Here is a 23963-nt window from a genome sequence, read left to right as displayed (position 1 = left end):
TAGGATTAGGGCTGTCTTTTTCATTAATTAAGCAATACTGAAGCGAATGAAAAACGTTGTGCCCTGATTGCTTGTTTTGACTTGAATATCAGCCTGATGCCGCTGGGCAATTCGATAACACATTGGTAATCCTAAACCAGTTCCGGTGTCCTTAGTTGTTAAAAAGGGTTTACCCAAATTATTCAATATGTGATCAGGGATGCCATGTCCTTTATCGTTCACTGATAGAATGACCTTGCCTTTGTCCATGAACGTGCGTATAGTTAGGCTGCCGCCTGTGGGCATTGCCTCTAAACCGTTACGGACCAAATTCAGCAGTAGCTGCCGAATTTCATTTTCATCTAATTGTAGTTCGGGTATTTCAGAAAGTTCATGGGCTACGTCTGTCGCGGATGCAATGGCCTCGGCTTGAATAAGCGGCAGCAATGATTTGATAATGCGGTTCAGGCAGCATTTTTTGAGGTCAGTCCGTTTTTCCTTTGCCATGCAAAGATATTCCTTAATAATCGAATTCGTTCTGTCAAGCTCCTGAATCATCAACTCAAACCGGTCCCGATAGAGAGAAAATTCCTCTTTGCTTACTAAAAACTGCAAGTAGCCTCGTACCGTTGTCATAGGGTTTCGTATTTCATGAGCGACACTGGCAGCCATCTCTCCTACCGTATTTAACCGATCCGCTCGTAAGGCAATTTGTTCCAGACTTTTTCGGGAGGTGATGTCGCGAATAATACCTTCTAAGGCCAGAAGGTTGCCATCGTTGTCATAAATAGGAACACAGGTCTGTTCAACCCATATCGTATTTTTGTCTTTGCGGGTTAAACGAAATGAATGAGGGACGTAGTCCACGAAGGCCGGATTATTGAAGAACTGGTAAAACGTCGTGAAATCTTCGGGATGGATCAAGCTAAACAAAAGATTTGCATCCACATAGAATTCTTCAGGCGTATAACCGGTACAAGCATAAATGGATGGGCTTATGTATTCCAGTTTTGGCGTTGGCATAAGACGGTAACGGTAAATGCTATCGACAGCATTTTCTGCTAATAATCGATAAAGAGCTTCTTTATCCATCAGATCTGATCTTGTTTTTTCAAAATATACTAACAAAGTGGCAATGGCAACAAAAAGTCTTAGCAAGCTTTCAATTAAATATCCCCAGGGCAAAAGCCATGTCTCGTTAATTAAGAAGGGCAGGTCTAGGAAATGGATGCCCCAGAATATAAAGCCATAGCCAAGTAAAAATTTACTTATACTTTTTAGCTGCAAATGGCGCATGAAGGTTATACCTAGCCATATGCCCGTAATTCCGCCAAAAACGGTGCAAGGTAAGAGACGATACCCTAAAGGCAAATGCATTATTGCAAACATACAACCCAGAAAAAAGAAGCTTGTTGCCGCATATTGCCATCGTCTATTTACCGGTTTGCCGACGAATAGATAGGTACCTTGTACAAATATTAAAAGAATACCAAATGTTATGATTTGAAAACAGCTAAACCATACCAACGATTGCGTCCAATCAAGCATACCGGAATCGAAAAGAATATTCCGCAGAAAAAGGAGTAACCAGCTTAAAATCCAAAAGCCAAAATAGCGTTCACGATAAACGATATATAGATAAGTATAAATCAGTATCATTAACGCTGTCCCTATTATCGAACTGGCTATAGATACAATAAAATAATCCATACTATCATCCTCTACTACATGCTCGTTTTAATGTCTGACAAGACTGGTGCAAACTGGAAAACATAAATAGTATGTTTTTCTTACCGTGTGTTAAAATATCCTTCTAATTTATGGAAATATATTAATATTATTTTGAATAATCCGTTCAATAGTACTCACAGAGGTCATGCGGGTCCTATTTAGTCACTTGGCTGTTAGTGCATAAAGGAGTGTGCCGGACATGGTGAAACTATTGACAAAAATTAAAATGACAGGTAATATTGATACTGCTTTTAATAATACTTATAATAAGTATTATTAAATACTGAGGGGGTAAGATATGATTCCCATAGTAAATAATACGATGAGAGTGAAGCAGGTCAATGTTGAACTTGTTAAGGCTGCTTTGAAGGCTTCAAATGTTGGGACTAAATCAACGATAGCCAATGCAACAGGGTTAAGTGTAGCAACTTGCGGCAACATTTTAAATGATCTGTTAGAACGTGGCGAGGTGCTAGAAGCTGATTTAGAGCAGTCGAGCGGCGGACGTCCGGCACGACGTTTTATGTATAACGCAAATTATTCTTATATTGTTTGTATTTATGTAAGTAATGAAGGCGGAATCAATAGAACGGTTTATGCTGTTGTCAATTTAACTGGTGAGATAATTGAGGAAAAATCGTCGACAGTAGAACGCATTAACTATGAAGCCATAGATAACCTAATCGAAAACCTGATTGGCAGGTACGAAAATATCAAAGCTGTTGGTATCGGTATACCAGGGATTATACATAAAGGTGTAATTGGAGCCGGTGATATTGAAGAGTTGATAAATATTCCGTTGGCTGCCTGGTTAAAAGACAAATATAATCTGCAAATTACAGTTGAGAATGATATGAACTTAACTGCCTACGGTTTCTACCAAAAGCAGTACTATGAGGAAGATAAAACGGTTGCGGTTGTAATATTTCCACAGGATAACTGCTCCGGAGCGGGTATCATTGTCAACGGACGCATTATCCGGGGGAATACAAACTTTGCGGGTGAAGTGTCCTATTTGCCTTTGGATTATTCACGTGAAGAGCAAATCCGGCGAACCCAAAATCCAGAGGCTTTCTTCAGGCTAATAGTGAAAACAATTGCCTCTATCATTGCTGTTATTAATCCGGCGACAATCGTAGTAACAGGGGGGGCAATCCGATCTGCTATGATGGAGGGTGTTTTAAATGCCTGTGAAGCGATTATACCTAAGGAACATATGCCCCAGCTTATTGTTGAAGAGAATATGCAGGCGGATTATATCAATGGCTTGATTGCGATTACATTAGAAAGCCTGGCCTGTGATATTCAACTGATAGAAAAAAAGCTGTAAGAAATTCTGACGTAATGAGAGGTTACAATGGATGAAATAAGTGTGAACAAAAACGGGTCGAAATTACGATTAGATGACGATCCAACTTCTAAATATCCAGTACCGGGTCTTCGGGAAAAATTTCCACACGGGTAGCTTTCTTTATTGCCGGATTTGGGATATCCGCATGGGCGCCGCTTGTTCCTTATGCCAAGGATCGTCTTGGTGTTGATGCGGGGGAACTGGGTCTGCTTTTGCTGTGCCTGGGTGCTGGAGCTATTATAATGATGCCTTTCGCCGGTGTGCTTGCAGCACGCTTTGGCTGCCGTTTAATGATTTGGATTGCCAGTTTACTTATCTGTGTCTCTTTGCCGCTTCTTGCCGTAGCTGCAAGTGTTCCGGCAATCGTGATTGCATTGCTGAGCTTTGGTGCTGCAATTGGTATGGTTGATGTGGTGGTCAATATCCAGGCCGTAATTGTTGAGAAAGCCAGTGGCAGAGCAATGATGTCCGGATTTCATGGACTGTGGAGTGTTGGCGGTTTTGTTGGGGCAGGTAGTGCTAGCGGGCTTCTTTGGGCAGGTGTATCACCACTAGCGGCAGTGTTATGTGTCGCAGCAATGATTGTAGTGCTGTTGTTGATTTTTGGCAGGTACTTGCTGCCCTATGGGAGTGAAGAAAAGAATGGCCCATTGTTTGTTTTTCCTAAAGGAATTATCCTGCTTATAGGGATATTATGCTTCATGGTTTTTCTGGCGGAAGGGGCAATGCTGGATTGGAGCGCTGTATTCTTGACTTCGCTGCGCGGGGTTGAGTTTTCTTATGCAGGGCTTGGCTATTCTTTATTCTCAGTTGCGATGGTGATCGGCAGATTAACTGGTGATCGTATTGTTTCTAAATTTGGCGGCAAGAAGATACTTCTTTATGGGGGAATAGGCTCGGCGTTAGGGCTTGTCATTGCCATATTCATTCCTAACTGGATAGCATCACTTTTTGGTTTCTGGCTGCTCGGCCTGAGCGCTTCCAACATTGTGCCGGTACTGTTTTCTGTGCTGGGCAGACAGAAAGTCATGCCGACAAACTTGGCAGTGTCAACCGTTACTACCCTTGGATATGCAGGTATTTTGGCGGGACCGGCGTTTATCGGTTTTATTGCTCAGGCAATGAGTCTCTCTCTTGCTTTATTGGTTGTAACCGTAATGCTGCTGGTTGTGGCAGCCAGTTCTCATATTGCAGCTGAATCATAAAAAAACTAGCCTCAGCCCTTGGAGAGTGCGGGTTGAGGCTAGTTTTTATGTTCTATGAATAAGGCAACAGCAGCTTTCGTTGTCGCCAAAGGTACTGCGTGATTACGCAAATAGTCTCATGATTATCATGGCAATACAAGAATTAAGAATACTTGCCACCATTAGTAAAGGCCAGTATTTTTTAGGAACATCCGCTACTCCTAGCAGACGCCCCATATATTGCAGTTGAGCACCCATCAGGAAAATGGCGGGAATCAGTATGGTAGCATGAGTACTGTTCAAAATTCCTTTATTCAGCAGGCTGACTGCGATGCCTGTTCCGGCCGAGGATGAAAGCCAGGCTGTAAGCAATACTGTGACGGCTTCACCGGGAAGACCGAATATACCCATTAAAGGTCCGAATAAACGGCCGACAAATTCCATGGCACCAATGATATTTAAAATTTCTGCGACAACGTAAGCCATAAGTACATTCGGCATTAAATTGTTGACGGCAATTTGAAAGCCTTTGCGTGCACCGATTACAAAAATGTCAAAAGGATTGCTGGGCGTAGTTGTTTTTTCATTATTACTCATTGCAGAAATCCTCCTTATATACGGTGTTTAATACAAAACGTACAAATATCGCGCCCACGAATTTCAGCACAAACATCAGCAATAACGGAAGGATAACCGGTACTGTCAAAAAAGCAAATAAGGCCGAGCCGATAGCAAAGAAATTATTGATAAGACCAGCACCGGAATATTGCCAAGCACCCATTACTACCAGATCTTTTTTGGTAATTTGATTTTCATCATATAATTCCTTGGTCAGTGCCGCACCGGCATCTGTACTCTGCAAGTCTGTGATTAATGCCAATCCTGTAAGTCCTGGAAGCCCTAATAGTGGTTTGAGTAAAGGTGTAAGTAGTTTGTGAGCCGCCCGGATAGCCCCATAGTGGGTAAAAATTTCTAAGACGCCTAATGCCAGCATAACGGTCGGAACTAAGGATAAAGCGAATAAGAATCCCGCTTTTGCACTGACTCCGCCTGCACCTAAAAAAGTATTTTTGGCCGGTTCTTTCATGGTACCGAATGTGCCACCCAGAGTAGTGAAGTCAAAAGCACTTAACCATTTCATGCCATCGACTTTCATAAAGAGTCCTGAAAAAAATAAAATTGCAGCAAGCAAAGCTACATATGCCCCTGTGCTGACTTTCCACTTGTTGCAAGATGGCTCTTTTTTTTCTTCTGCCATTAGTAACCCCTCCCAATAAAAAAATTAGTACTATATACATAACTTGTTTATTTGTACTATTACATAAGGAGTATACATAGTAATAAAAAATATGTCAATGAATAGTTGAAGCTGTATCAATAAAGAAAACAAAAACGGAAATTTTGCTATAAATGTATCTGTGAAAAGGACATAATGCATTTTAGCCTTGAATAATATGCTTATATCCGATACAATGCAAATAGGAGGCGATATTATGTCAAGAGTTATAGAATTGTACGACTTTTTACATACCATACCAGAGCTTGGTTTTGAGGAACATAAAACAGCGGCTTTTTTGGCCGGGGAACTTCAAAAAGCCGGCTTTACTGTCACAGAACGCGTTGGAGATACCACCGGAGTCATTGGTGTGTATGACAGTGGAATAGACGGCCCAACATTAGCGTTGAGAGCGGACATAGATGCTTTGGGCCATATGATTGATGGAAACTTGTGTGCTATGCATACTTGTGGACATGATGCTCATTCTGCGATGGTACTTTCCGCGGCTGAGGAACTGATTAAAACAGGTTCTGTACAAAAAGGAAAACTGAAAATAATTTTTCAGCCGGCAGAAGAGTTGGGAACCGGTGCTCCTGCCATGATTAAGGCCGGGGCTATTGCTGATGTGGACATAATTTTGGGTGCCCATTTACGTCCTATTGAAGAACTAACAATAAAGCAATCAACTCCTGCCCTTTATCACGCTGCATCCCAAAGACTGAAAGGTTTGTTTCATGGGGTTCCGGCGCATGGTGCACGACCCCATTTGGGAGTCAATGTGATCGATGCCGCCGTCGCTGCGATTACTGCTGTCAATGCCATCCACTTAAATCCGAATGAGTCGTATAGTATTAAAGCAACCAGGTTTACGTGCGACTCAGGCGTAACGAATGCCATTCCTGCGGAAGCAAGCGTGATCTGGGACGTACGGTCTGAGCTGAACAGCACCATGGAGAAATTAATTGAAAAAGCAAAAGCAGCCATTGAAGCGGGAGCTGCCACTGTCGGAGCTACCGTGGAGGTCACTAATTATCAAGGGATTCCTGCTGCAGAGTATTCGGATGAGATGGTAGACTTACTAGCAGAAGCCATTACGGCAGCATATGGCGCGGGAGGATTGCATGCGCCGGTTAAAACGGCAGGTGGCGAAGACTTCCATTTCTATAGTAAAGAAAAACCATCAATCAAAGCCGGCTATTTTGGTTTGGGCTGTGATTTAATGCCTGGGCTTCATCATCCCGATATGAAATTTAACAAAGACTCACTCGAAAAGGGAAAAGAGATATTCTTATATGCAGCCAAAAAGATACTACAAGGATGAGGCTGGTACTCGCGGCAGAGCCTTTGGTTTTTTATTAGAAAAACGTGTACGGGCAATTGTATAATTGGTTAAATCAACAGAACTCCTATCAGTTTATCGCTAAAATGAGTAGGGGTTCTGTTTGATTTTAGGCGCTGGGTTATGTAATATTGGTTATAATTACTGCGGTAATGAGTAAGAAAAATGACAAGAAAATTCATGTATTTGATTCTTGACAAGACAGGTAGGGTATGATATTCTCTGAATGAGAATAGTTATCATTATCAAACCCATTGCAACGCGCCTTGTTTATATCTTTGCGAAGCAAAGGTTTTTCTTTTGATCACTTAATGAGAATGATTATTAATTTCGATTAATTAGACAGGGGGAACTAGTATGCTCAAAACGTTAGACTCGTTACTACCTGGCGAAACGGCTGTAGTAACAAAAGTTGTGGGGAGTGGGCCGGTGAAGCGCCGCATTATCGATATGGGGCTGGTTGCCGGAACGTCAATTAAAGTGCAGAAGTACGCTCCGCTCGGTGATCCCATGGAAATCAAGGTCAAGAATTTTAATCTCTCTTTACGTAAATCCGAGGCTGCATTGATCGAAGTGCGCGAAGGATAAGCCTGGCTTTAATCATACCTACAAGAAAAGTTGGTAGATAGAACTGTAATAAATAGCAAGGAGATGACGAAATGACGACTACAAGTATGACTGTAGCGTTGGCCGGCAATCCCAACTCCGGCAAGACAACTATCTTTAATAATATCACGGGGGCTCGCCAGCATGTAGGCAATTACCCCGGCGTAACAGTGGAAAAGCGAGAGGGTTTTCGCCGGTTTCAGGGCAAGGATTTACTCTTTGTGGATTTACCCGGTACATATAGTCTGACGGCAAATGCGTTAGACGAGTTAGTTGCACGTAATGTAATCATTGATGACAAACCGGATATTATCGTTAATATTCTTGATGCATCCAATTTGGAGCGGAACTTATACTTAGCGGTACAATTGCTAGAGTTAGAACGCCCGGTAGTACTAGCGCTCAACATGGCCGATATGGCTGAAAAAGCGGGGCAGACAATAAATGATCATATATTAACACGAAAGCTGGGGGCTGCCGTGGTGCGCACGGTAGGCAACCGAAACCAGGGAACGGCTAATTTGCTCCAGACTGTCACTGAAGCAATAAAGATGAACAAACCCAGCTCTTTTGCTTTAGATTATGGAAACGAAATTGAGGCAAAGATTACTGAAGTAACAGGTATTTTAGCCACCATGGCCGCCGTCAAATATCCCTTGCGTTGGTTGGCCATCAAGCTTTTAGAAAATGATCAAGATGTGATAAACTCAATCAAACTTATGCCCCGGGGATCGGAAGTCCTCGCCGCAGTCGGAAATGCGCGGGCAGAATTACAAACTGTGTTCAATGACGAACTGGAGCTTGTGATTGCCGAAGCTCGCTATCGCTTTGTTGGTCAGGTCTGTCAAGAAGCGATTTCTTATCAGAAGCATGGAGCGCAAACGACATCGGACAAAATTGACCGTATTTTGACTCACCGGATATTAGGGTTGCCTATCTTTTTTGCAATCATGTGGCTATTATTTAATTTCGTCTTTACCGTTGGGAACTATCCGAAAGAATGGATTGAGGGTGGCATGGGCTGGCTAGGTGCATTTGTCGGGCAGCACATGGCCGAAGGTGATCTTAAATCCTTACTGGCTGATGGCATTATCGGGGGCGTAGGGACGGTTATTAGCTTTTTGCCTCAAATATTGTTGCTGTTTTTTGGTATTGCTTTACTGGAAGATACGGGATATATGGCGCGAGCCGCTTTTGTTATGGACCGTGTTATGAGGGCGGTTGGTCTGCATGGCAAATCTTTTATTCCATTGCTATTGGGCTTTGGTTGCAGTGTTCCAGCCATTATGGGAACCCGAACATTAGATAACCCGCGGGATCGGATGGTAACCATCTTGGTAAGTCCGCTGATGAGCTGCAGTGCGCGGCTGCCGGTATACACCTTGTTGATTTCGGCCTTTTTCACAGAACAAATCGCCGGTAGTGTAATGTTTTCCATCTATCTTATTGGTATTTTGTTGGCCGTTATTATGGCACTTATCTTCCGTAAATTTTTGTTCCCTGGAAGCACAGAAGCTTTTGTCATGGAACTGCCGCCTTATCATCTTCCCACACTTCGCAGCATTTTGACTCATATGTGGGAGCGAAGTGTACTGTACCTGAAAAAAGCCGGAACGTTGATTTTGGCCGCATCCATCCTAGTATGGTTTTTGACCAATTATCCTAGTGAAGTGCCTTATAATAAAGATTTTGATGGGTTAAAGGCAACTGTGGAAGAGAGTTTTACTGCCCAAGTAACGGAAAAAGTTTTGGTGCCGTTGCAAATAGAAGCACTTGAGGACAACTCTTCCTTACAGGCGCTGATTACGCAAATCGACGAAATTAAATCCCAGGAAGAAGTGGATGAAGAAGCTGCGGGCAGTACTGAAAAGGCAGATCTAATGACTGCAGTCAAAGTCGGAAACGATACTGGGGACGAAGCAAGTAATCCTGTTGCCGCTGTTACGAATAGTGCGGCGGACGAAGAGGAGAATCCTAACAATCCGCAGTTAGCAGAACTCAAACAGGCTAATCCGGTGCTTTACCCCTATGCGTTAACTTACTGGCAGTTGGATGATGAACGGAAAGCGCAAATGGAAACGCTGGATAAGGAGCAAGCATCGGAAAAGCTATCCTATAGTTACGCTGGCCGTCTTGGGCATTTCGTCGAACCAGCCATTCAACCCTTGGGATTTGATTGGAAAATGGGCGTAGGCTTAGTTTCAGCCGTCGCAGCAAAAGAAGTATTAGTAAGTACTCTGGGGACCATCTACAGTGTAGGCGCTGTTGAGGATGATGCATCTGGATTAGAAAAAGTTTTGTCTAATGATCCGGCATTTACTCCGCTGGTGGCTTATACGTTAATGATTTTCACATTAATTTATTCGCCATGCCTGGCAGCATTGGCTGTTATTCGCCGGGAGACTAACTCCTGGAAATGGCCGGCGTTCAGTTTTGTATATTCTACAGTTCTGGCTTGGGTGGTAGCTTTTGCCGTATACCAGATCGGAACGCTTCTCGGATATTAATATTGGTTAGGCTCTAGCGAGAAAAAAAATTAGTACAGCTCGAATGTTATACTTTCGAGCTGTACTAAAAAGCGGTTTACACATGACGTTCCCATTCTTGCAGTATATGTTTTGTCTTAAAAAGGAGAGTCTTTGTATGCAGCTTCAAAAGCTTGAAACCGTTCTCAATGATTATCTAGCTCTAGGAGAACGAAAACTAACACCACAACGTAAATCTATTTTAGCTGTGTTTGTTAATTCGGACTCCCATGTAACCATCGAAGATTTGTACATTAAAACCAGACAAAAGTATCCCAACATTGGCATAGCGACTGTCTACAGAACGGTAAAATTACTGTGTGAATGCGGATTAGCCAGTGGTTTTAAACATAGTGACGGAACTTTTCGATATGAGCTTGAAAAAGAGCATCATAATCATCTGATATGTATAAAGTGTGGACGGCTTATCGAGGATACCGATCCCCAAGCCGAGGCAATACAAAATAAATTAGCTCTGAAGAATAAATTTAAAATTTTGCACACAAGAATGGAAGCGTATGGTATTTGTCAAGAGTGCCTTTGTACTTTTGGACGAATGAATTAAGATACCGGGAAAAAAACGGAGGTGATTTTTTATTTTCCTTTTTGATGATAATGATTATCAAAAAGGACTCGATGAGATATTTGGCCATAAATGGCGTTGTGTGGTGCTTGGTTTATAGGGGGGATATACTTTGGTAAGTAAGCTTCGATTGGCCCTGTTGGCGCTTGTGGTAATACAACACGGAGTTGTTTTTGGGATGACCTATAAATCTGTGTTGATTACTGAAAAATCTTTTAGTCAAATTGAAGCAATATCTTTAGTGAGTGCCCTGCTTTTAGCCTTAGCAACACCAGGAGTAATTGTAGAGTGGTTGATCGGGAAGTCCTTACGAAAAGTGCGGCAATTTTGCTTGCGGGTCCAACAAGGTAATTACCAGGAACGTCTGGTTCTGCCTAATGAATCCTGCGACGGGGAAGGTGAGGACGAAATCGTTATACTAATGCGTGATATGAACTGGATGGCCCGGCAAATTAATATACGGGAAAACCACTTGCAGCAGGCAGTTGACGATTTGAGCGAATCCCGTCGGCAGATAGCAGAGCAAAACCAATACTTAGTTTCTACCAATGCGGAACTGATGGTTATGCAAAAACAGTTGAAAGAACGAACTACCGAACTGGAAAATGCCTGCTTAAAAATGCAGGTCATGGCGATGACTGATCCGTTGACCGACATTGCCAATCGACGGTGCTTTTTTGACACCTTGGAGCGGGAGTTCGCAACTCAGCTATGCAATTGTCCGCCAATGTCATTACTCAACATAGATATTGACTGGTTTAAAACCATCAATGATACATATGGCCACGAAGCCGGGGACAAAGTTTTACAGGAATTGGCTGGAATTATCCGGGCTAATTCCAGAAACGGTGATCTGGCAGCGCGCATTGGCGGTGAGGAATATGCATTACTGTTGACTAATGCCGATTCTCAAAGAGCAATTACTGTTGCGCGCCGAATTCAGACTGCGGTTGCAGAACATAATTTTATTTTGGATGAAAACCGCAGGGTTTCAGTCACGGTATCGATTGGCGTTTGCACCCTGGAAAAATACCCTTGCTATAGCAAGAGAAAAATATATAGTTACGCCGATCAGGCGCTCTACCATTCTAAGCGTTGTGGCCGTAACCGTATATCTTTTTTTGATCCTGGTACCCGGTTAATAAGCCAGGTAGTCTAAGCTAGCCGCTTAGGAGGAATTTTATGTTTAAACGATTTACACAGGAAGACTTACACGAGATTGTTGAGGGATTAACTACTGCGTTAGATGCTAAAAATTCATTCATGTGCGGGCATTCCGAGCGGGTGGCCGAATTATCATTGCTATTAGCAAAAGGGATGGGTCTGCCTATAACGGAACAGGCAAGGATTCATATTGGAGCCCACTTGCATGACATCGGTAAAATTGGCATTCCTGACGCTATTCTTAATAAACCGGGGAAGTTATCGGAAGCAGAATTCGTCATGATTCGCAAGCATCCTGAAATCGGTAACAACATTATTAACAAAATTCGAGTTCTTCACCCGGTTGTTGATATTGTAAGGCATCACCATGAACGTTTTGGTGGTGGTGGTTATCCCGATGGACTTCGTGGTGAGGAAATATCATTAGGCGCTAGAATCGTAGCTGTCGCCGATGCCTTTGACGCCATGACAAGTACTCGTGCCTATCGGTCTGCGCTTAGTATCGATAAAACAATGCAGGAAATGAGGCACTGTCAGGGGAGTCAATTTGATCCGGCTGTTATCAATGTTTTGGTTACTCTTCAGAGGAAGGGCAATTTAGATAAGCACTGGTGTATACAAGGGGCTTCATAAGTCTACCTATAAATAAATCATACTAAACAATAAAGAACAGGGCGAGCGATCGCACAGAAACTTCGAGCAGGGATGTTGTTGGTCGAAAAGTGAATGGATAGTGGAAGGGGGACAGTACGATGGAAACAGTAGTTTTGAGTGGAATTGGCGCAGCGGCCTTTGGGTATATTGCTTATCTAATTTGGCGGGGCATCAAGGGCAAGGATGTATGCAATTGCGGCGACGGTGGTTCTTGCCAAGGTTCATCAGGAAATTGCCATTGTGGGTCAAAACGATAAGTGGTGGCCAAAAAAATTCGAAACTGGAAGCAACGTTCAGCCATAGTTTTTAAACCAAACTCACAAAATTTACATAAGATGTGACAAAAGCAAACAGAACTCCTATCAATTTATTATTAAAAAAGTAGGAGTTCTGTTTTGTTTTATTATTTTGATATTATTTGTAATAAAACTGGTGGAGCGGAAGTTCAAAATCGATAATGGACTACAGGCGAAGTTGAATTTCCAGGAGTGATTACCAAAAGTTGAAGTTAGCAGAAAATTAAATTTTATGCTACAATATTATGTAAACATATAATCTGTCAAATTGCTCAATAGAGAGGAGATGTGATATGAAAAGAGCAAGGTGCAAAATTATTCTCAGTTGGATTTGTCTCCTGATGGGCGGGTATTTTATGCTCGCACCCTTGACGACAACTGGATACGCGGCTGAAAAAATGATGGTTGTACCGGCAAATATTGAACCAGCTCAGCAAGTGGCACTGAGCTTTGGCAATAGTATGGACCCTGTGGCAGTCGTTACTAGTGCATCCGAGATATTAGGCTTTAATCCCAAAATAGATACATTTACGCTAATAAGCCAAGATGCTTCTAAGGCAATTGTTCAGGTTACGCATAACGGAATTAATTTTAATGTAACCTTGGAAGCCTCCGGTGGTTCATGGACGATTTTGGCGATGAATTCCCGGATCTAAATAGCCTCGTAAAACCACCTTTCTATTTATGGGAGGTGGTTTGTTTTGTGTTAACTGCGATATTTTTTTTGATAGTTAATAGAAATTCTAAAGAAAATCTAAAGATTACCGTGTAAAGTAATTTTGGGTAAATAATTACAATGAAAATTATGTTACCTGGACAGTCTGCATCAAAAAAGGTTTAGTGAACTATTAATTTGTGGGGAGGATTTACCATGAAAAAGAGTCTGTTAATTTTAGGTGCTTTTGTTACTTTAAGCACGGCCACTAGTTTTGCTGCTCCGCTCAACAACTTGAACAGCCAACAAACAGCGGTGGGCGTAAGTGGCGATACAGTTTACATTGAACACAAGTTGGGGGATCGTTTTACGCTTGGATATCAATCAGTTGATCGTGATTACTACGGCGATATGAAAGATATCTATGGACAAATTCAGCTTTCTAACAATTTAAGAGGTATCGTTGGCAACCGGGATTTTGATTATAGGGATTCCTCCATGTATGCGGGAATTGGCTTGCATGGTTCTTTAGGACAGAACCTTAATGGCTTTACCTCTTACATTGCTGGTGATAAATTCAGCGAGGTACAGGTGGGTGCGAGCTGTCAAGTAGCAACCAATGTTGATTTAAACGCTACATATACTAATTTTATGCCTGATGTTGGTAAGGATAAAGATAAATTTTCAGTTGGTGCAACCCTTAAGTTTTAAACACTTGAGGATGCATTTGCTAAGGCATCATACGCCTTGCAGTAACACCATTGAAGGTAAACAAAGGCCTCAGCCCTTGCAAAAAAATGCGGGGTTGAGGCTTTGTTCATTTGGCGGAGGGCCTTTTTCCCTGTTCCAGGAAAGCATTAATTTTTTCAATTACTTGTGGCAGGTCTTGCATTGTCTTTATAGTAAAATCGGCCCCATACTGCAAAAATGCTTGTTCTGTATTTTCAATTGCTTGTTGTTTTTGTAGTAGTCTCTAATATGGTCTTTTTTGAGCATACCCATAGGACCTCTTGCCTCCTGAACACTTATCTCTACACCTGCTTCCTTAAATATTTCCAGAAAAACATGCACGGGTGCGAAACAACCAAAATCAACTGTGGTTCCGGCCCAGTCAAATAGTACACCTTCTACTTTGTTCACTTTTTTGCCCTCCCAAACGCTATTTGGGGCTGAAGCGTGTGAATGCGCGATTGCTCCCTTTCATTATTATTCTTAGAAAGACTGCGAACTCCTGCGTTCAAGAACCCCGGTTAATTTCGGGTGAGAGTCTAAATTACTTAGATGGAATGCAATTAAAGAAATTTTTCTCATAGGAGCAACCAAAATGAAAGGGATATTATTTTTGTTGTTGAATGTATACTATGTAGCTTTTTTTACGTTGTAGTAATAATCTGAAAACAATCATTATTCAAATGGAGGACTAACTTAAATGGCAACAACTCAAACTACTGAAGTTGTAAGAATTCGCGGCAGACTTTTGGAAGAAGTTGCAAAACTGGCTTATGCGGGTCGGCTGGAAAAAGATATAATGGGCATAATGGACAGCATCGTATCTGAGGATGGACCTAGGTACCGGTGTTGCGTTCATAAAGAAAGAGCTGTGTTACGGCAGCGGATTAACTTGACACTGAGTCAATCGTTAGATATTAGTCAGGAAGAAGCCGTAGCGGAGGCTTTGGCCGGTAAGGTGGCCGACGTGCCTTGGCTGAGAGTATTACCGGAAGCTTGTGACCAGTGCCCTATTGATAAATATTTGGTTACAGATGCTTGCCGTAATTGCCTGGCTCATAATTGTATCCACAGTTGTCCCAAAAAGGCCATCATGGTGGTTCAAAACCGGGCTTATATCGACAAAAGCCGATGTGTGGAATGCGGCTTGTGCAAAAAGTCCTGCCAATACGGCGCTATCATTGAGATAAGTCGTCCCTGTGAACGCGCCTGCGCTGTGGGAGCTATCGTTGCCGGTGGTGACCGCAAAGCCGTAATCGACAAGGATAAGTGTGTTGAGTGTGGGATTTGCCGGGAGGCTTGCCCTTTTGGCGCTATTGGTGACAGCTCAGTTATAGTACAGGTTATTCGTCAAATTCTGGCCGGCAAGAAGTTATATGCAATGCTTGCGCCTGCGTTTGTCGGACATTTTGGCCCTAGAACCAAACCCGGGCAAATTGTGAACGCCATCAAAAAATTAGGCTTTTATGCCGTAAAAGAAGTAGCGTATGGTGCCGATATTGTAACCCTTAAAGAAGCACAAGAGTTTTTGGACACTGTTCCAAGCCAGCGCTCTGTTATGACATCTTCTTGTTGCCCGGCCTTTATCAGTATGATAGAGAAACATTTTCCGGATGTAAAAGATATGGTATCGTCTACCGTTTCTCCTATGGTGGCTACAGCCCGGGTTATTAAAGAGAATGACCCTGAGGCGGTTACCGTTTTTATTGGGCCGTGTATTGCAAAAAAAGCAGAAGCCCGCAAATATGCTGAGCTAGTGGATTATACCCTAACCTTTGAAGAGGTGGCCGCCATGATTACCGGCAAGGGACTGGATATTGACTTAATGCTTGATGATGGTTTTGAGTCAGCCGCTTCCGGTACCGGCAATGGTTTTGCCTGTGCCGGAGGAATGGCTGAGGCTGTTGTGGCAGCAGTCGCCAGCCTTGATCCTGATGCTATAGTTAAGCCGGTTAATGCACAAGGGCTTGAGAATTGTGCTGAAGCCATTAAACAGATCCGATCCGGCAAAATAGAGGCCAACCTTCTGGAAGGCATGTCATGTTCCGGCGGGTGTATCGGTGGTCCCGGTGCTCTGGGTAATGTACGGGTAGCCAATAAACTAGTCGAAAATTTTGCCAAACAGTCAGCGGCAGCCAATGCTAGCGCAAACGAAGCGGCAAAAACCGACAGTGAAAAACTGGGTCATTTGCATCGCTAATAAAGAGAATTCTCTTTTCAGCCGGGGAGAGAAAGATTTTCGATAATTTGACAGGACTGAAACCTTTAGATATAAGGGTTTCAGTCCTGCTTTTAATGTGGCGGGGTAAGCCTTAGCCTTTTTAAGTCTGGGGTTGGGTTTTTGTATTAACGTTTAGATGGATAATTAATTTATAGCTTATAGTAGGGCCGGTTGAGGAAATATAAAAAAATGAAGACAAAAGTGTGTACTTTACACTGATATTTTTCGCCAATTTATACTAGAGTGGATATACAAAGGCAAGGAGGTATTAAAATGACTTCGAATGAAAGCAAACTGCAGGATGTATTGAAAAAACGCGGCATTAGCATGGAACGTGTGGATAAACTTTTGGAAGCTGATATTCCGGAAGCGAAAGAAAGCACGAAAAAGTTAATGGACATTTATTATACTTTAAAAGTTACCGCTGATATGGAGGCGGCATATTGGTATAACAGAACCTGGTGGGAAAACGACGGCGATATCCTTGAAGTAAGAAGAGCGAAAGCGGTAGCAGCTTCCTTAGCCCATATGACACCGACCATTTTACCTTATGAAAAGCTTGTTATGAATAAGACCAAAAATGTCAGAGGAGCCTTTCCCTTTCCCTGGGTATGCGCAAGTTTCTTTAATGCCCAGGCGGAAGCTTTAATGAAGGAAGTGGATGCTCCGGCGGAAAGCGAAGCTGATGCGGTCAGTATGGTTGGCGCCGGCGGCGGCAATGTAACCGAAAGTTATGGCAATATCATTTCCATTGCCAAGAAGTTTGGCATGCGCAAAGAAGAAATTCCTGTGCTTGTTAAAACATCGGAGCCTTGGAAAGGCATTTCAATCGAAGAATTAAGCGACAAGTACTCACGGATGACACCCGGCTATGATCAGTTTAAACGTATCATGGACAGCGTTATCTGTATGTTTGATTCTTTTGCCATTCCGCAGGGACGTGAGGTTATGAACTATTATCTGCCCTTGCAATATGGTTTCGACCACATCATCGAAATGTGTGATGAAAAAATTGCCGAAGTTATGGGCGAAGCCGGCGATGATGGCGACTTTGGCATGAGCCGGGGCTATTACTATGTTGCAATGAAAGAAATTACCAAGGGGCTAAGCACTTGGTGTGAAAACTATTCAAAACAAGCCAAGTATTTGGCTTCCATTGAAAACGATGATGCATTGAAAGCTAACTATGAAAAAATTGCCGAGGTCATGGGCAATATTGCCCACAAGAAACCGGCAAGCTTTTGGGAAGCAATCCAGATGACCCTTTGCTGTCATTTAGGCGTTGTTAATGAAGATCCCCAGTCCGGCCTTTCCATTGGCAGACTTGGACAAGTATTGCAGCCCTTTTACGAAAAAGACATGGAAGATGGTGTCATGACCGAAGAAGAAGTAATTGAAATTCTGGAGTTATACAGAATTAAAATTACTTGTATTGAATGCTTTGCTTCAGCTGGCGTATCCGGCGGCGTTCTTTCCGGCAATACCTTCAACAACCTTTCCTTGGGCGGGCAGAATTACGATGGCCTTAGTGCAGTTACTCCCCTGGAATATTTAATTATCGAAGCAGGTATGCGAAATCAAACCCCACAGCCGACACTGAGTGTATTATATGATGAAAAAACTCCGGAAGATTTCCTGATGAAAGCGGCTTCCTGTACAAAAATGGGACTGGGCTATCCGGCATGGATGAATAACCAGACCGGTATGAATTTCATGCTAAGAAATTATGGACCGGAAGGTATGGACCTTCATGATGCAAGGGCCTGGTGCCTTGGCGGTTGCCTGGAATCGGCGCCTGGTTGCTTTTTGCCCCTTGATTACAACGGAAAACAAACCATGATTCCTGGCGGGGCATCGCCTACCTGCGGCACAGGTGTTCATTTCATTGCCATGCCTAAAGTTCTTGAACTTGTTCTGACGAACGGGTTGGATGAGCGAACAGGCAAACAGGTATTCCCGCCTCATAATAAGAAAATTGACTCCTATGAAGCAATGCTGGCGCAGTGGAAAGAATACATGGAGCTGACCACCGAAGTTGTGAACAGATGCAATAATATTCAGATGGATATTTGGCGCAAATACAACATGCCTGCCGTTAACTCCTTATTAAAGCCTGATTGCTTCACCAAAGGCAAACACATTGGCACCATGGGCGCAAGATATAACGCCAGTATTAACTTTGAATCCTGCGGAACGATTACTTTCATTAATTCCCTGTCTTCCCTCAAGAAAAATGTATTTGATGACAGGAACTTTACACTGGCGGAAATGACCGAGGCAATGGTCAATAACTTTGGTTTCAAGACTGCCTATGCAACTAATGTATTTTCCCCTGATTTCCGGGAAAGTACGGAAAATAGTCCTAAATATGATAACATCTTTGCCGCCTGTGTTAATGCGCCGAAATACGGTAACGCTGACAGGTATGTGGATGAGATTTTTAAAGCATACCACAATTATATGTACGACATGGTTCATAGCTATCGTTCCTACTATGGAAAGCCTTTATATCTGTGTCAAATCTCGGTATCAACACACGGCCCGCAAGGTTTTGTGACTTTGGCGACGGCTGACGGCAGACTGGCAGGTACAACCTATTCAGATGGTTCGGTATCGGCAGCAGCCGGCACCGATAAAAATGGTATTTATGCAATATTTGAATCGGCAACCGTTTATGACCATTCCCTGCATCAGAATTCACAGATGAATTTAAAACTCCATCCGTCGGCAGTCAGAGGTATCAGCGGGACAAGAAAGCTTCTCGATGTTGTCCGTGCCTATATGCGAAAAGGCGGTTTCCATGTTCAGTTTAATGTTGTCGATAGTAAAACCTTAAGGGATGCGCAACTTACGCCGGAAAAATACCGGGAGCTTATGGTGCGGGTAGCCGGATTTACCCAATATTGGTGTGAGATCGGCAAACCTATCCAGGACGAGGTTATCTACAGAACAGAATACGATGAGGCGTAACGGAAATTAATTACGGGAGGACATGGGCATGAGCATGAGACATTATGATTGTAAAAATTATATAAACTTAGATTGTGAAAAGGGAATGTGCGCAGTAAGCAAGGGTTTTGTCCCTATTGACGGCGAAGGAAGCCAGGCTTGCCCCCAGTTCAAACAAGCCGAAAAATGCGGCAACTGCAAAAACTTCATCAACAGTGATAAATACGGAGTCGGGACCTGCACAGGCTTAGAAAAGGAAAATTGGGCTTATGCTACCTGCGGCGCTTTCGCCTGTCGGGGCTATGCGGCTAAATAAGGTAAGCTATGAACAACAAAGGGTTACTGTTTGATATCCAAAGTTTCTCAGTCCATGACGGCCCGGGCTGCAGAACGAACGTGTTTTTCGCGGGCTGTCCACTAAAGTGTAAATGGTGCGCCAATCCGGAAAGCTGGCTGAAGAAAAAACATATCCTGTTTGCCGAAGCGGTTTGCAAATGGGAAAAGGGCTGCCGGGCATGCAAAAACGCATGTCCCCATGGCTCAATCGCCTTTTCCCCTAACGGCAAACCAGGTATAACCTGGGACATCTGTAGACAATGCACTACCTTCGACTGTGTGCTAATTTGCCCTAATCAGGCGCTAAAACAGTGTGTCAAAGAATATACGGTCGATGAGCTTGTGGCCGTTTTGCGGCGTGATTTCAATAATTGGGGATCCGAGGGTGGAGTAACATTTTCAGGCGGAGAGCCCCTGCTGCAGCATGAGTTTCTTACAAAGGTATTGAAAAAATGTCATGAGCTGCAAATTCATACGGCAATTGAAACCAGCGGCTACGCAAAACAGGAGCTATTTTTAGAAATAATGAAATACATCGATTTTGCCTTCATTGATGTAAAGCACATGGATGGGGAAAAACACCAAGCAGGAACCGGCGTTAGTAACGATGTAATACTTGTTAACATGGAAGCGCTTACAAGATCCGGCTGGAAGGGAAGGCTTGTTCTAAGACAACCTACGATTTCAGGATATAATGACAGTGATGAAAATGCACACAATTTGATTGCGTTCATGAACAAAAACTCCTTGTATGAAATTAATCTTTTGAAATTTCATAGGCTTGGGCTGACTAAATGGAATCAATTGGGGAAAGACTACGAATACAGTGAGCATGGACATGTGGATGATGAAAAAATGGTACATCTGCAGGAGTTGTACCTGGATAATAATATAGCCTGCTACATTGGTGACAATACTCCATTCTAATACTTATTAAATAGCAATTACAGCATTGTGATTGCTATTTTTTTTCTTTATAATTTAGCTATAAACAAGTACTGAAAGGACAGAGGTATGGAATTGAGCGATATATATATATATGGCTTCATAAAAGAATATTTGAATGAAATATCCATTGTGCAGTATAAAAAGGGACAATATATAGCGCGTGCTGATGAAAACTTTACCGAGGTCTTTTATATTTTAGACGGCGATGTTATTGTGGAATGCATTACTAAGTATGGCAAGATATTTTTAGTGGATGAACTTTCTAAAAATGAATTTGTGGGCAAATTTAGTTATATGTATGAGCAAAATCTGTTTTGTGATATTAAAGCCGCGAGTAATGTTTCTCTCTTGAAAATAAATAAAGATACTTTTGACAAATTGCAAAAGAATCCCGAGTTTCTGAAGTTCTTCTTATATAAAATTAGCAATAGAATATATTATATGTACAAAAAGCTAATGATGAAAAATTTATTTACTTCGGAAGAAATGTTTGCCTTTTATTTGTTAAAAAATTCGAAGGACGATGTCGTCAAGTGTAAAAACATGAACGAATTATGTAATACTATCCCCATGAGCAGAAAGGGTTTGTATAATGTAATTAATAAATTTATAAAGAAGGGCTGTATAAGAAAAGAAAAAAATTCAATTATTATTACCGATAAAAATCAGTTGCTTGAACTTTCCATGCATGTTAGAGAATTTAATATGACAAATGGCAGCAATATTAAATTTGATATATAGGTTCTAGTGTATTAGCCGCATAATGAATCGATGAGGTGATCTAAAATGGATTGGATTCTGCAATCCACGCGCTTGGGTTTTCGTGAAATAGTAGAACATGATTTTAATGATCTATGTGCAATTCTTCAGAATATCGAAGTAATGTACGCCTGGGAACATGCATTTTCAGATGTGGAGGTCCGGGAATGGATTGCGAAAAATCTTGACAGGTACGCCAACGAAGGCTTTAGTTTTTTTGCGGCGATAGAAAAGAATACACAGGAATTGGTTGGTGTAATAGGTCCGCTCCTGGAAACGGTTGACGGTGTTTCGTATATTGGCATTGGATACATAGTTAATAAAAATTTTTGGGGTAAGGGTTATGCCTTGGAAGGCGCAAACGCCTGTATGCAGTTTGCGTTCGAAGCTCTGCATGCCGAAAAAGTAATTGCTCAAATCAGGCCTGGTAATTTGCGATCGCGCAAGGTTGCAGAGAAATTGGGCATGAAGATCGAAGGCGAATTTACGAAACAGTATCGGGGGGTAAATATGCCCCACCTGATATATAGCATGGAACGCAGCGTCTGGCTGCGGGAGGGCTGATAGATTATGGAGATGATGGCAGTGGAAGTAAGAGAGCTCATGGCAGTGGAAAAGACGGACGCTATCCGCCTGGTATGGGACGTATTCTTGGAGTTTGAGGCTCCTGATTATTCCCAACAGGGTATCCAGACTTTCCGGGATTTTATTCATGATGAAGCAGCGATGAATGCACTTAGATTCTATGGTGCTTATGAAAAAGAAAACCTTGTCGGTGTTATCGCCACAAGGCATGCAGATACTCATATTGCATTATTCTTTGTACCCGGCAACTATCATAGACGAGGGATTGGGCGGAAGCTTTTTGAAGCAATACTAAAAAACTGTACAGCAAGTATCGTTACAGTAAATTCTTCGCCCTTTGCCGTCGAAGCGTATCACAAATTGGGATTTATTGATACTGATACGGAGCAGACCATCCAAGGAATAAGATTCACGCCGATGCGGTATCAAAAAATCACGCCTTGCAAATCTTTGCAATAAAAGGTAACATCGGAAAGCAGAGTCCTGCCATTTTGAAATTCGGCGGGATTTTTTGTATTTATAAGGAGTAATGCTTTCTGGTATATTCTTATACGATGCAATATAATTTGGCAATAACCACCTTGAAATATGTGGAAACAATGTATATGCTTAGTAATAGCAAGGAATAGGAGGGGACCTATGTTTAAAATCGGAGAATTTTCCAAGCTTATGCAGGTTTCCGTCCGGATGCTGCGATACTATGATGAAATAGGTCTTTTAAAACCTGGCAAGATAGATAAATATTCCGGCTATCGGTTATATTCTATTGAACAAATTCCTATTTTGCAAAAAATCATTTTACTGAGAGATATAAAATTCAGCGCGCCGGAAATTGCATTTGCTTTAGAACATTGGGATGAGCATTTTATGATTCAGCAATTAGAAAACAAAAAGGAAAAAATTCAAGCTGAAATACGGTTAGAAGAACAGAGAATTGATAAGATAAAAATAGCGATCAATGCTTTTAAAAATAAGGAGATTATTACTAATTGCAATGTTTCGTTTAAAAGTATTCCCAGTTTTATAATTCTGTCGTTACGAAAAGTAATCCCTACCTATAATTGTGAAGGTATATTGTGGACCGAATTGTCTAGGTTCGTTGAACAAGAACATATTGAAATAGTACGTCAAAGTAATAATAACCTGGCAATTTATCATGATGAAGGGCACAAGGATGCTGATGTAGATGTTGAAGTTGGAGTTATGGTTAAAAAAATAGGCAAAAATAAAGATGGTTTTACATTTCGAGAAACGGAAAAGATTGATAGAATGGCTTGTATGATGGTATATGGGCCATATGAAAATATCGGTTTGGCATACCAATCGTTTGCGTATTGGTTGGAACAACATGCACAATATAAAATGACAGGATTAAACAGACAAGTTTGTCACAGGGGGCCATTTGAAGAGAAAAATCCAAATAATTATCTTACAGAAATTCAAATGCCTGTTATAGAAAAATCTAAAAAGATACATTAGCAATAAGTCAGCAGACATAATCTGTTGATTTATTTTTTTGTTATTGACTCTCACATTATGTGAGGGTTTAAGGTGATTTTATAAATAAGTAGGGGGTATAACAATGACACAATTTTATGTAAAGCCTATTGGAAAAATAAGAATTTGTGACGAGGGAATGTTTGTAGATGTGGATAAACAATATATTCAGGCGTTGAAGGAACTGAAAGGTTTTAGTCATCTTGTTGTTCTCTGGTGGTTTACTGAATGCGATACTGAAAAATCCAGAAGCATACTTGAAATTAAAAATCCATACAAAAACGCTCCTGCGGTAATGGGGACATTTGCTACAAGATCACCAGAACGGCCTAATCCGGTCGCAATTTCTACCGCGGAAATTCTCTACCTTGATGAAGTTAAGGGCGTGATTCAGATTGCCTACATTGACGCAAATGATGGCAGTCCCATCATTGACTTAAAACCGTACACACCGAGTCTTGATCGGGTGCAAATGCCAGGCGTACCCGCATGGTGCAGCCATTGGCCCAAAAGTTTAGAAGAATCCGGTAAGTTTGACTGGGAAAATGAATTAAATTTTTAAGTAAAACTGCAGCTTGGTGGGACCGGAAAAA

General features: G+C 42.0%; 24 protein-coding genes. 20 read left to right on the top strand and 4 right to left on the bottom strand.

From position 1 onward, the window contains the following. Positions 1-27 precede the first annotated feature (27 nt). Positions 28-1689, bottom strand: a complete 1662-nt coding sequence (locus SRRS_RS23890) for an ATP-binding protein (protein WP_371363915.1) — start codon at positions 1687-1689, stop codon at positions 28-30. A 319-nt stretch (positions 1690-2008) separates the two neighbouring features. Here SRRS_RS23890 and SRRS_RS23885 point away from each other — a divergent pair, with 319 nt between their 5' ends. After that, positions 2009-3040, top strand: a complete 1032-nt coding sequence (locus SRRS_RS23885; RefSeq protein WP_371363914.1) for an ROK family protein — start codon at positions 2009-2011, stop codon at positions 3038-3040. Positions 3041-3132: 92 nt separating this feature from the next. Further along, complete coding sequence (locus SRRS_RS23880; protein WP_371369922.1) at positions 3133-4266, top strand: MFS transporter; 1134 nt, start codon at positions 3133-3135, stop codon at positions 4264-4266. Between the two features lie 102 nt (positions 4267-4368). Here the strand turns inward: SRRS_RS23880 and SRRS_RS23875 are convergent, their stop codons facing one another. Both SRRS_RS23875 and SRRS_RS23870 read right to left on the bottom strand, forming a co-directional pair. Further along, a complete protein-coding gene (locus tag SRRS_RS23875; RefSeq protein ID WP_371363912.1) occupies positions 4369-4842 on the bottom strand; it encodes a YjiG family protein in 474 nt (157 codons plus the stop codon). Further along, positions 4835-5503, bottom strand: a complete 669-nt coding sequence (locus tag SRRS_RS23870) for a nucleoside recognition domain-containing protein (RefSeq protein ID WP_371363911.1) — start codon at positions 5501-5503, stop codon at positions 4835-4837. The genes SRRS_RS23875 and SRRS_RS23870 overlap by 8 nt, the downstream gene beginning before the upstream one ends. A gap of 235 nt (positions 5504-5738) precedes the next feature. Here SRRS_RS23870 and SRRS_RS23865 point away from each other — a divergent pair, with 235 nt between their 5' ends. From SRRS_RS23865 to SRRS_RS23825, 9 genes are all read left to right on the top strand, one after another. Further along, a complete protein-coding gene (locus tag SRRS_RS23865; RefSeq protein WP_371363910.1) occupies positions 5739-6845 on the top strand; it encodes an amidohydrolase in 1107 nt (368 codons plus the stop codon). Positions 6846-7220: 375 nt separating this feature from the next. Then, complete coding sequence (locus tag SRRS_RS23860) at positions 7221-7451, top strand: ferrous iron transport protein A (protein ID WP_371363909.1); 231 nt, start codon at positions 7221-7223, stop codon at positions 7449-7451. 71 nt (positions 7452-7522) lie between these two features. Continuing rightward, positions 7523-9976: a ferrous iron transport protein B gene (gene feoB, locus SRRS_RS23855; RefSeq protein WP_371363908.1), complete on the top strand. Its 2454-nt coding sequence runs from the start codon at positions 7523-7525 to the stop codon at positions 9974-9976. 136 nt (positions 9977-10112) lie between these two features. After that, the gene (locus SRRS_RS23850) at positions 10113-10559 is read left to right on the top strand and encodes a Fur family transcriptional regulator (protein ID WP_371363907.1); all 447 of its coding nucleotides are present in this window, start codon (positions 10113-10115) and stop codon (positions 10557-10559) included. A gap of 130 nt (positions 10560-10689) precedes the next feature. Beyond that, complete coding sequence (locus tag SRRS_RS23845) at positions 10690-11736, top strand: GGDEF domain-containing protein (RefSeq protein ID WP_371363906.1); 1047 nt, start codon at positions 10690-10692, stop codon at positions 11734-11736. Positions 11737-11759: 23 nt separating this feature from the next. After that, positions 11760-12374, top strand: coding sequence for an HD-GYP domain-containing protein (locus SRRS_RS23840; RefSeq protein ID WP_371363905.1), 615 nt, complete (start codon positions 11760-11762; stop codon positions 12372-12374). A 119-nt stretch (positions 12375-12493) separates the two neighbouring features. Then, a complete protein-coding gene (locus SRRS_RS23835) occupies positions 12494-12652 on the top strand; it encodes a hypothetical protein (protein WP_371363904.1) in 159 nt (52 codons plus the stop codon). Positions 12653-12984: 332 nt separating this feature from the next. After that, on the top strand, positions 12985-13347 hold the full coding sequence (locus SRRS_RS23830) for a hypothetical protein (RefSeq protein WP_371363903.1): 363 nt from the start codon (positions 12985-12987) through the stop codon (positions 13345-13347). Between the two features lie 215 nt (positions 13348-13562). Next, positions 13563-14057 (top strand): hypothetical protein, encoded by a 495-nt coding sequence (locus SRRS_RS23825; RefSeq protein WP_371363902.1) that lies wholly within the window; start codon positions 13563-13565, stop codon positions 14055-14057. A 186-nt stretch (positions 14058-14243) separates the two neighbouring features. Here the strand turns inward: SRRS_RS23825 and SRRS_RS23820 are convergent, their stop codons facing one another. After that, positions 14244-14486, bottom strand: a complete 243-nt coding sequence (locus SRRS_RS23820; protein ID WP_371363901.1) for a hypothetical protein — start codon at positions 14484-14486, stop codon at positions 14244-14246. A gap of 289 nt (positions 14487-14775) precedes the next feature. Here SRRS_RS23820 and SRRS_RS23815 point away from each other — a divergent pair, with 289 nt between their 5' ends. The 9 genes from SRRS_RS23815 to SRRS_RS23775 all read left to right on the top strand — a co-directional run bounded on the left by SRRS_RS23815 (position 14776) and on the right by SRRS_RS23775 (position 23932). Next, the gene (locus SRRS_RS23815) at positions 14776-16275 is read left to right on the top strand and encodes a 4Fe-4S dicluster domain-containing protein (protein ID WP_371363900.1); all 1500 of its coding nucleotides are present in this window, start codon (positions 14776-14778) and stop codon (positions 16273-16275) included. 294 nt (positions 16276-16569) lie between these two features. Continuing rightward, positions 16570-19266 (top strand): 4-hydroxyphenylacetate decarboxylase large subunit, encoded by a 2697-nt coding sequence (gene hpdB, locus SRRS_RS23810; protein WP_371363899.1) that lies wholly within the window; start codon positions 16570-16572, stop codon positions 19264-19266. A 28-nt stretch (positions 19267-19294) separates the two neighbouring features. Beyond that, positions 19295-19561, top strand: a complete 267-nt coding sequence (gene hpdC / locus SRRS_RS23805; RefSeq protein ID WP_371363898.1) for a 4-hydroxyphenylacetate decarboxylase small subunit — start codon at positions 19295-19297, stop codon at positions 19559-19561. An 8-nt stretch (positions 19562-19569) separates the two neighbouring features. Further along, a complete protein-coding gene (hpdA, locus tag SRRS_RS23800; RefSeq protein ID WP_371363897.1) occupies positions 19570-20508 on the top strand; it encodes a 4-hydroxyphenylacetate decarboxylase activase in 939 nt (312 codons plus the stop codon). An 87-nt stretch (positions 20509-20595) separates the two neighbouring features. Next, positions 20596-21270, top strand: coding sequence for a Crp/Fnr family transcriptional regulator (locus SRRS_RS23795; protein ID WP_371363896.1), 675 nt, complete (start codon positions 20596-20598; stop codon positions 21268-21270). A gap of 45 nt (positions 21271-21315) precedes the next feature. After that, positions 21316-21852 carry a GNAT family N-acetyltransferase gene (locus tag SRRS_RS23790; protein ID WP_371363895.1) on the top strand — a complete coding sequence of 179 codons (537 nt, stop codon included), beginning with the start codon at positions 21316-21318 and terminating at the stop codon, positions 21850-21852. Positions 21853-21858: 6 nt separating this feature from the next. Then, positions 21859-22332 carry a GNAT family N-acetyltransferase gene (locus tag SRRS_RS23785; RefSeq protein WP_371363894.1) on the top strand — a complete coding sequence of 158 codons (474 nt, stop codon included), beginning with the start codon at positions 21859-21861 and terminating at the stop codon, positions 22330-22332. 180 nt (positions 22333-22512) lie between these two features. After that, positions 22513-23352, top strand: coding sequence for a MerR family transcriptional regulator (locus SRRS_RS23780; RefSeq protein WP_371363893.1), 840 nt, complete (start codon positions 22513-22515; stop codon positions 23350-23352). A 103-nt stretch (positions 23353-23455) separates the two neighbouring features. Then, positions 23456-23932 carry an SAM-dependent methyltransferase gene (locus SRRS_RS23775; protein ID WP_371363892.1) on the top strand — a complete coding sequence of 159 codons (477 nt, stop codon included), beginning with the start codon at positions 23456-23458 and terminating at the stop codon, positions 23930-23932. The last annotated feature ends 31 nt before the right edge of the window (positions 23933-23963 follow it).

Origin of the sequence: Sporomusa rhizae (assembly GCF_041428845.1) — a bacterium.
Lineage (GTDB): Bacteria > Bacillota > Negativicutes > Sporomusales > Sporomusaceae > Sporomusa > Sporomusa rhizae.
The sequence above is the reverse complement of the archived record's forward strand: the minus strand, read 5'-3'. Positions and strand labels throughout refer to the sequence as shown.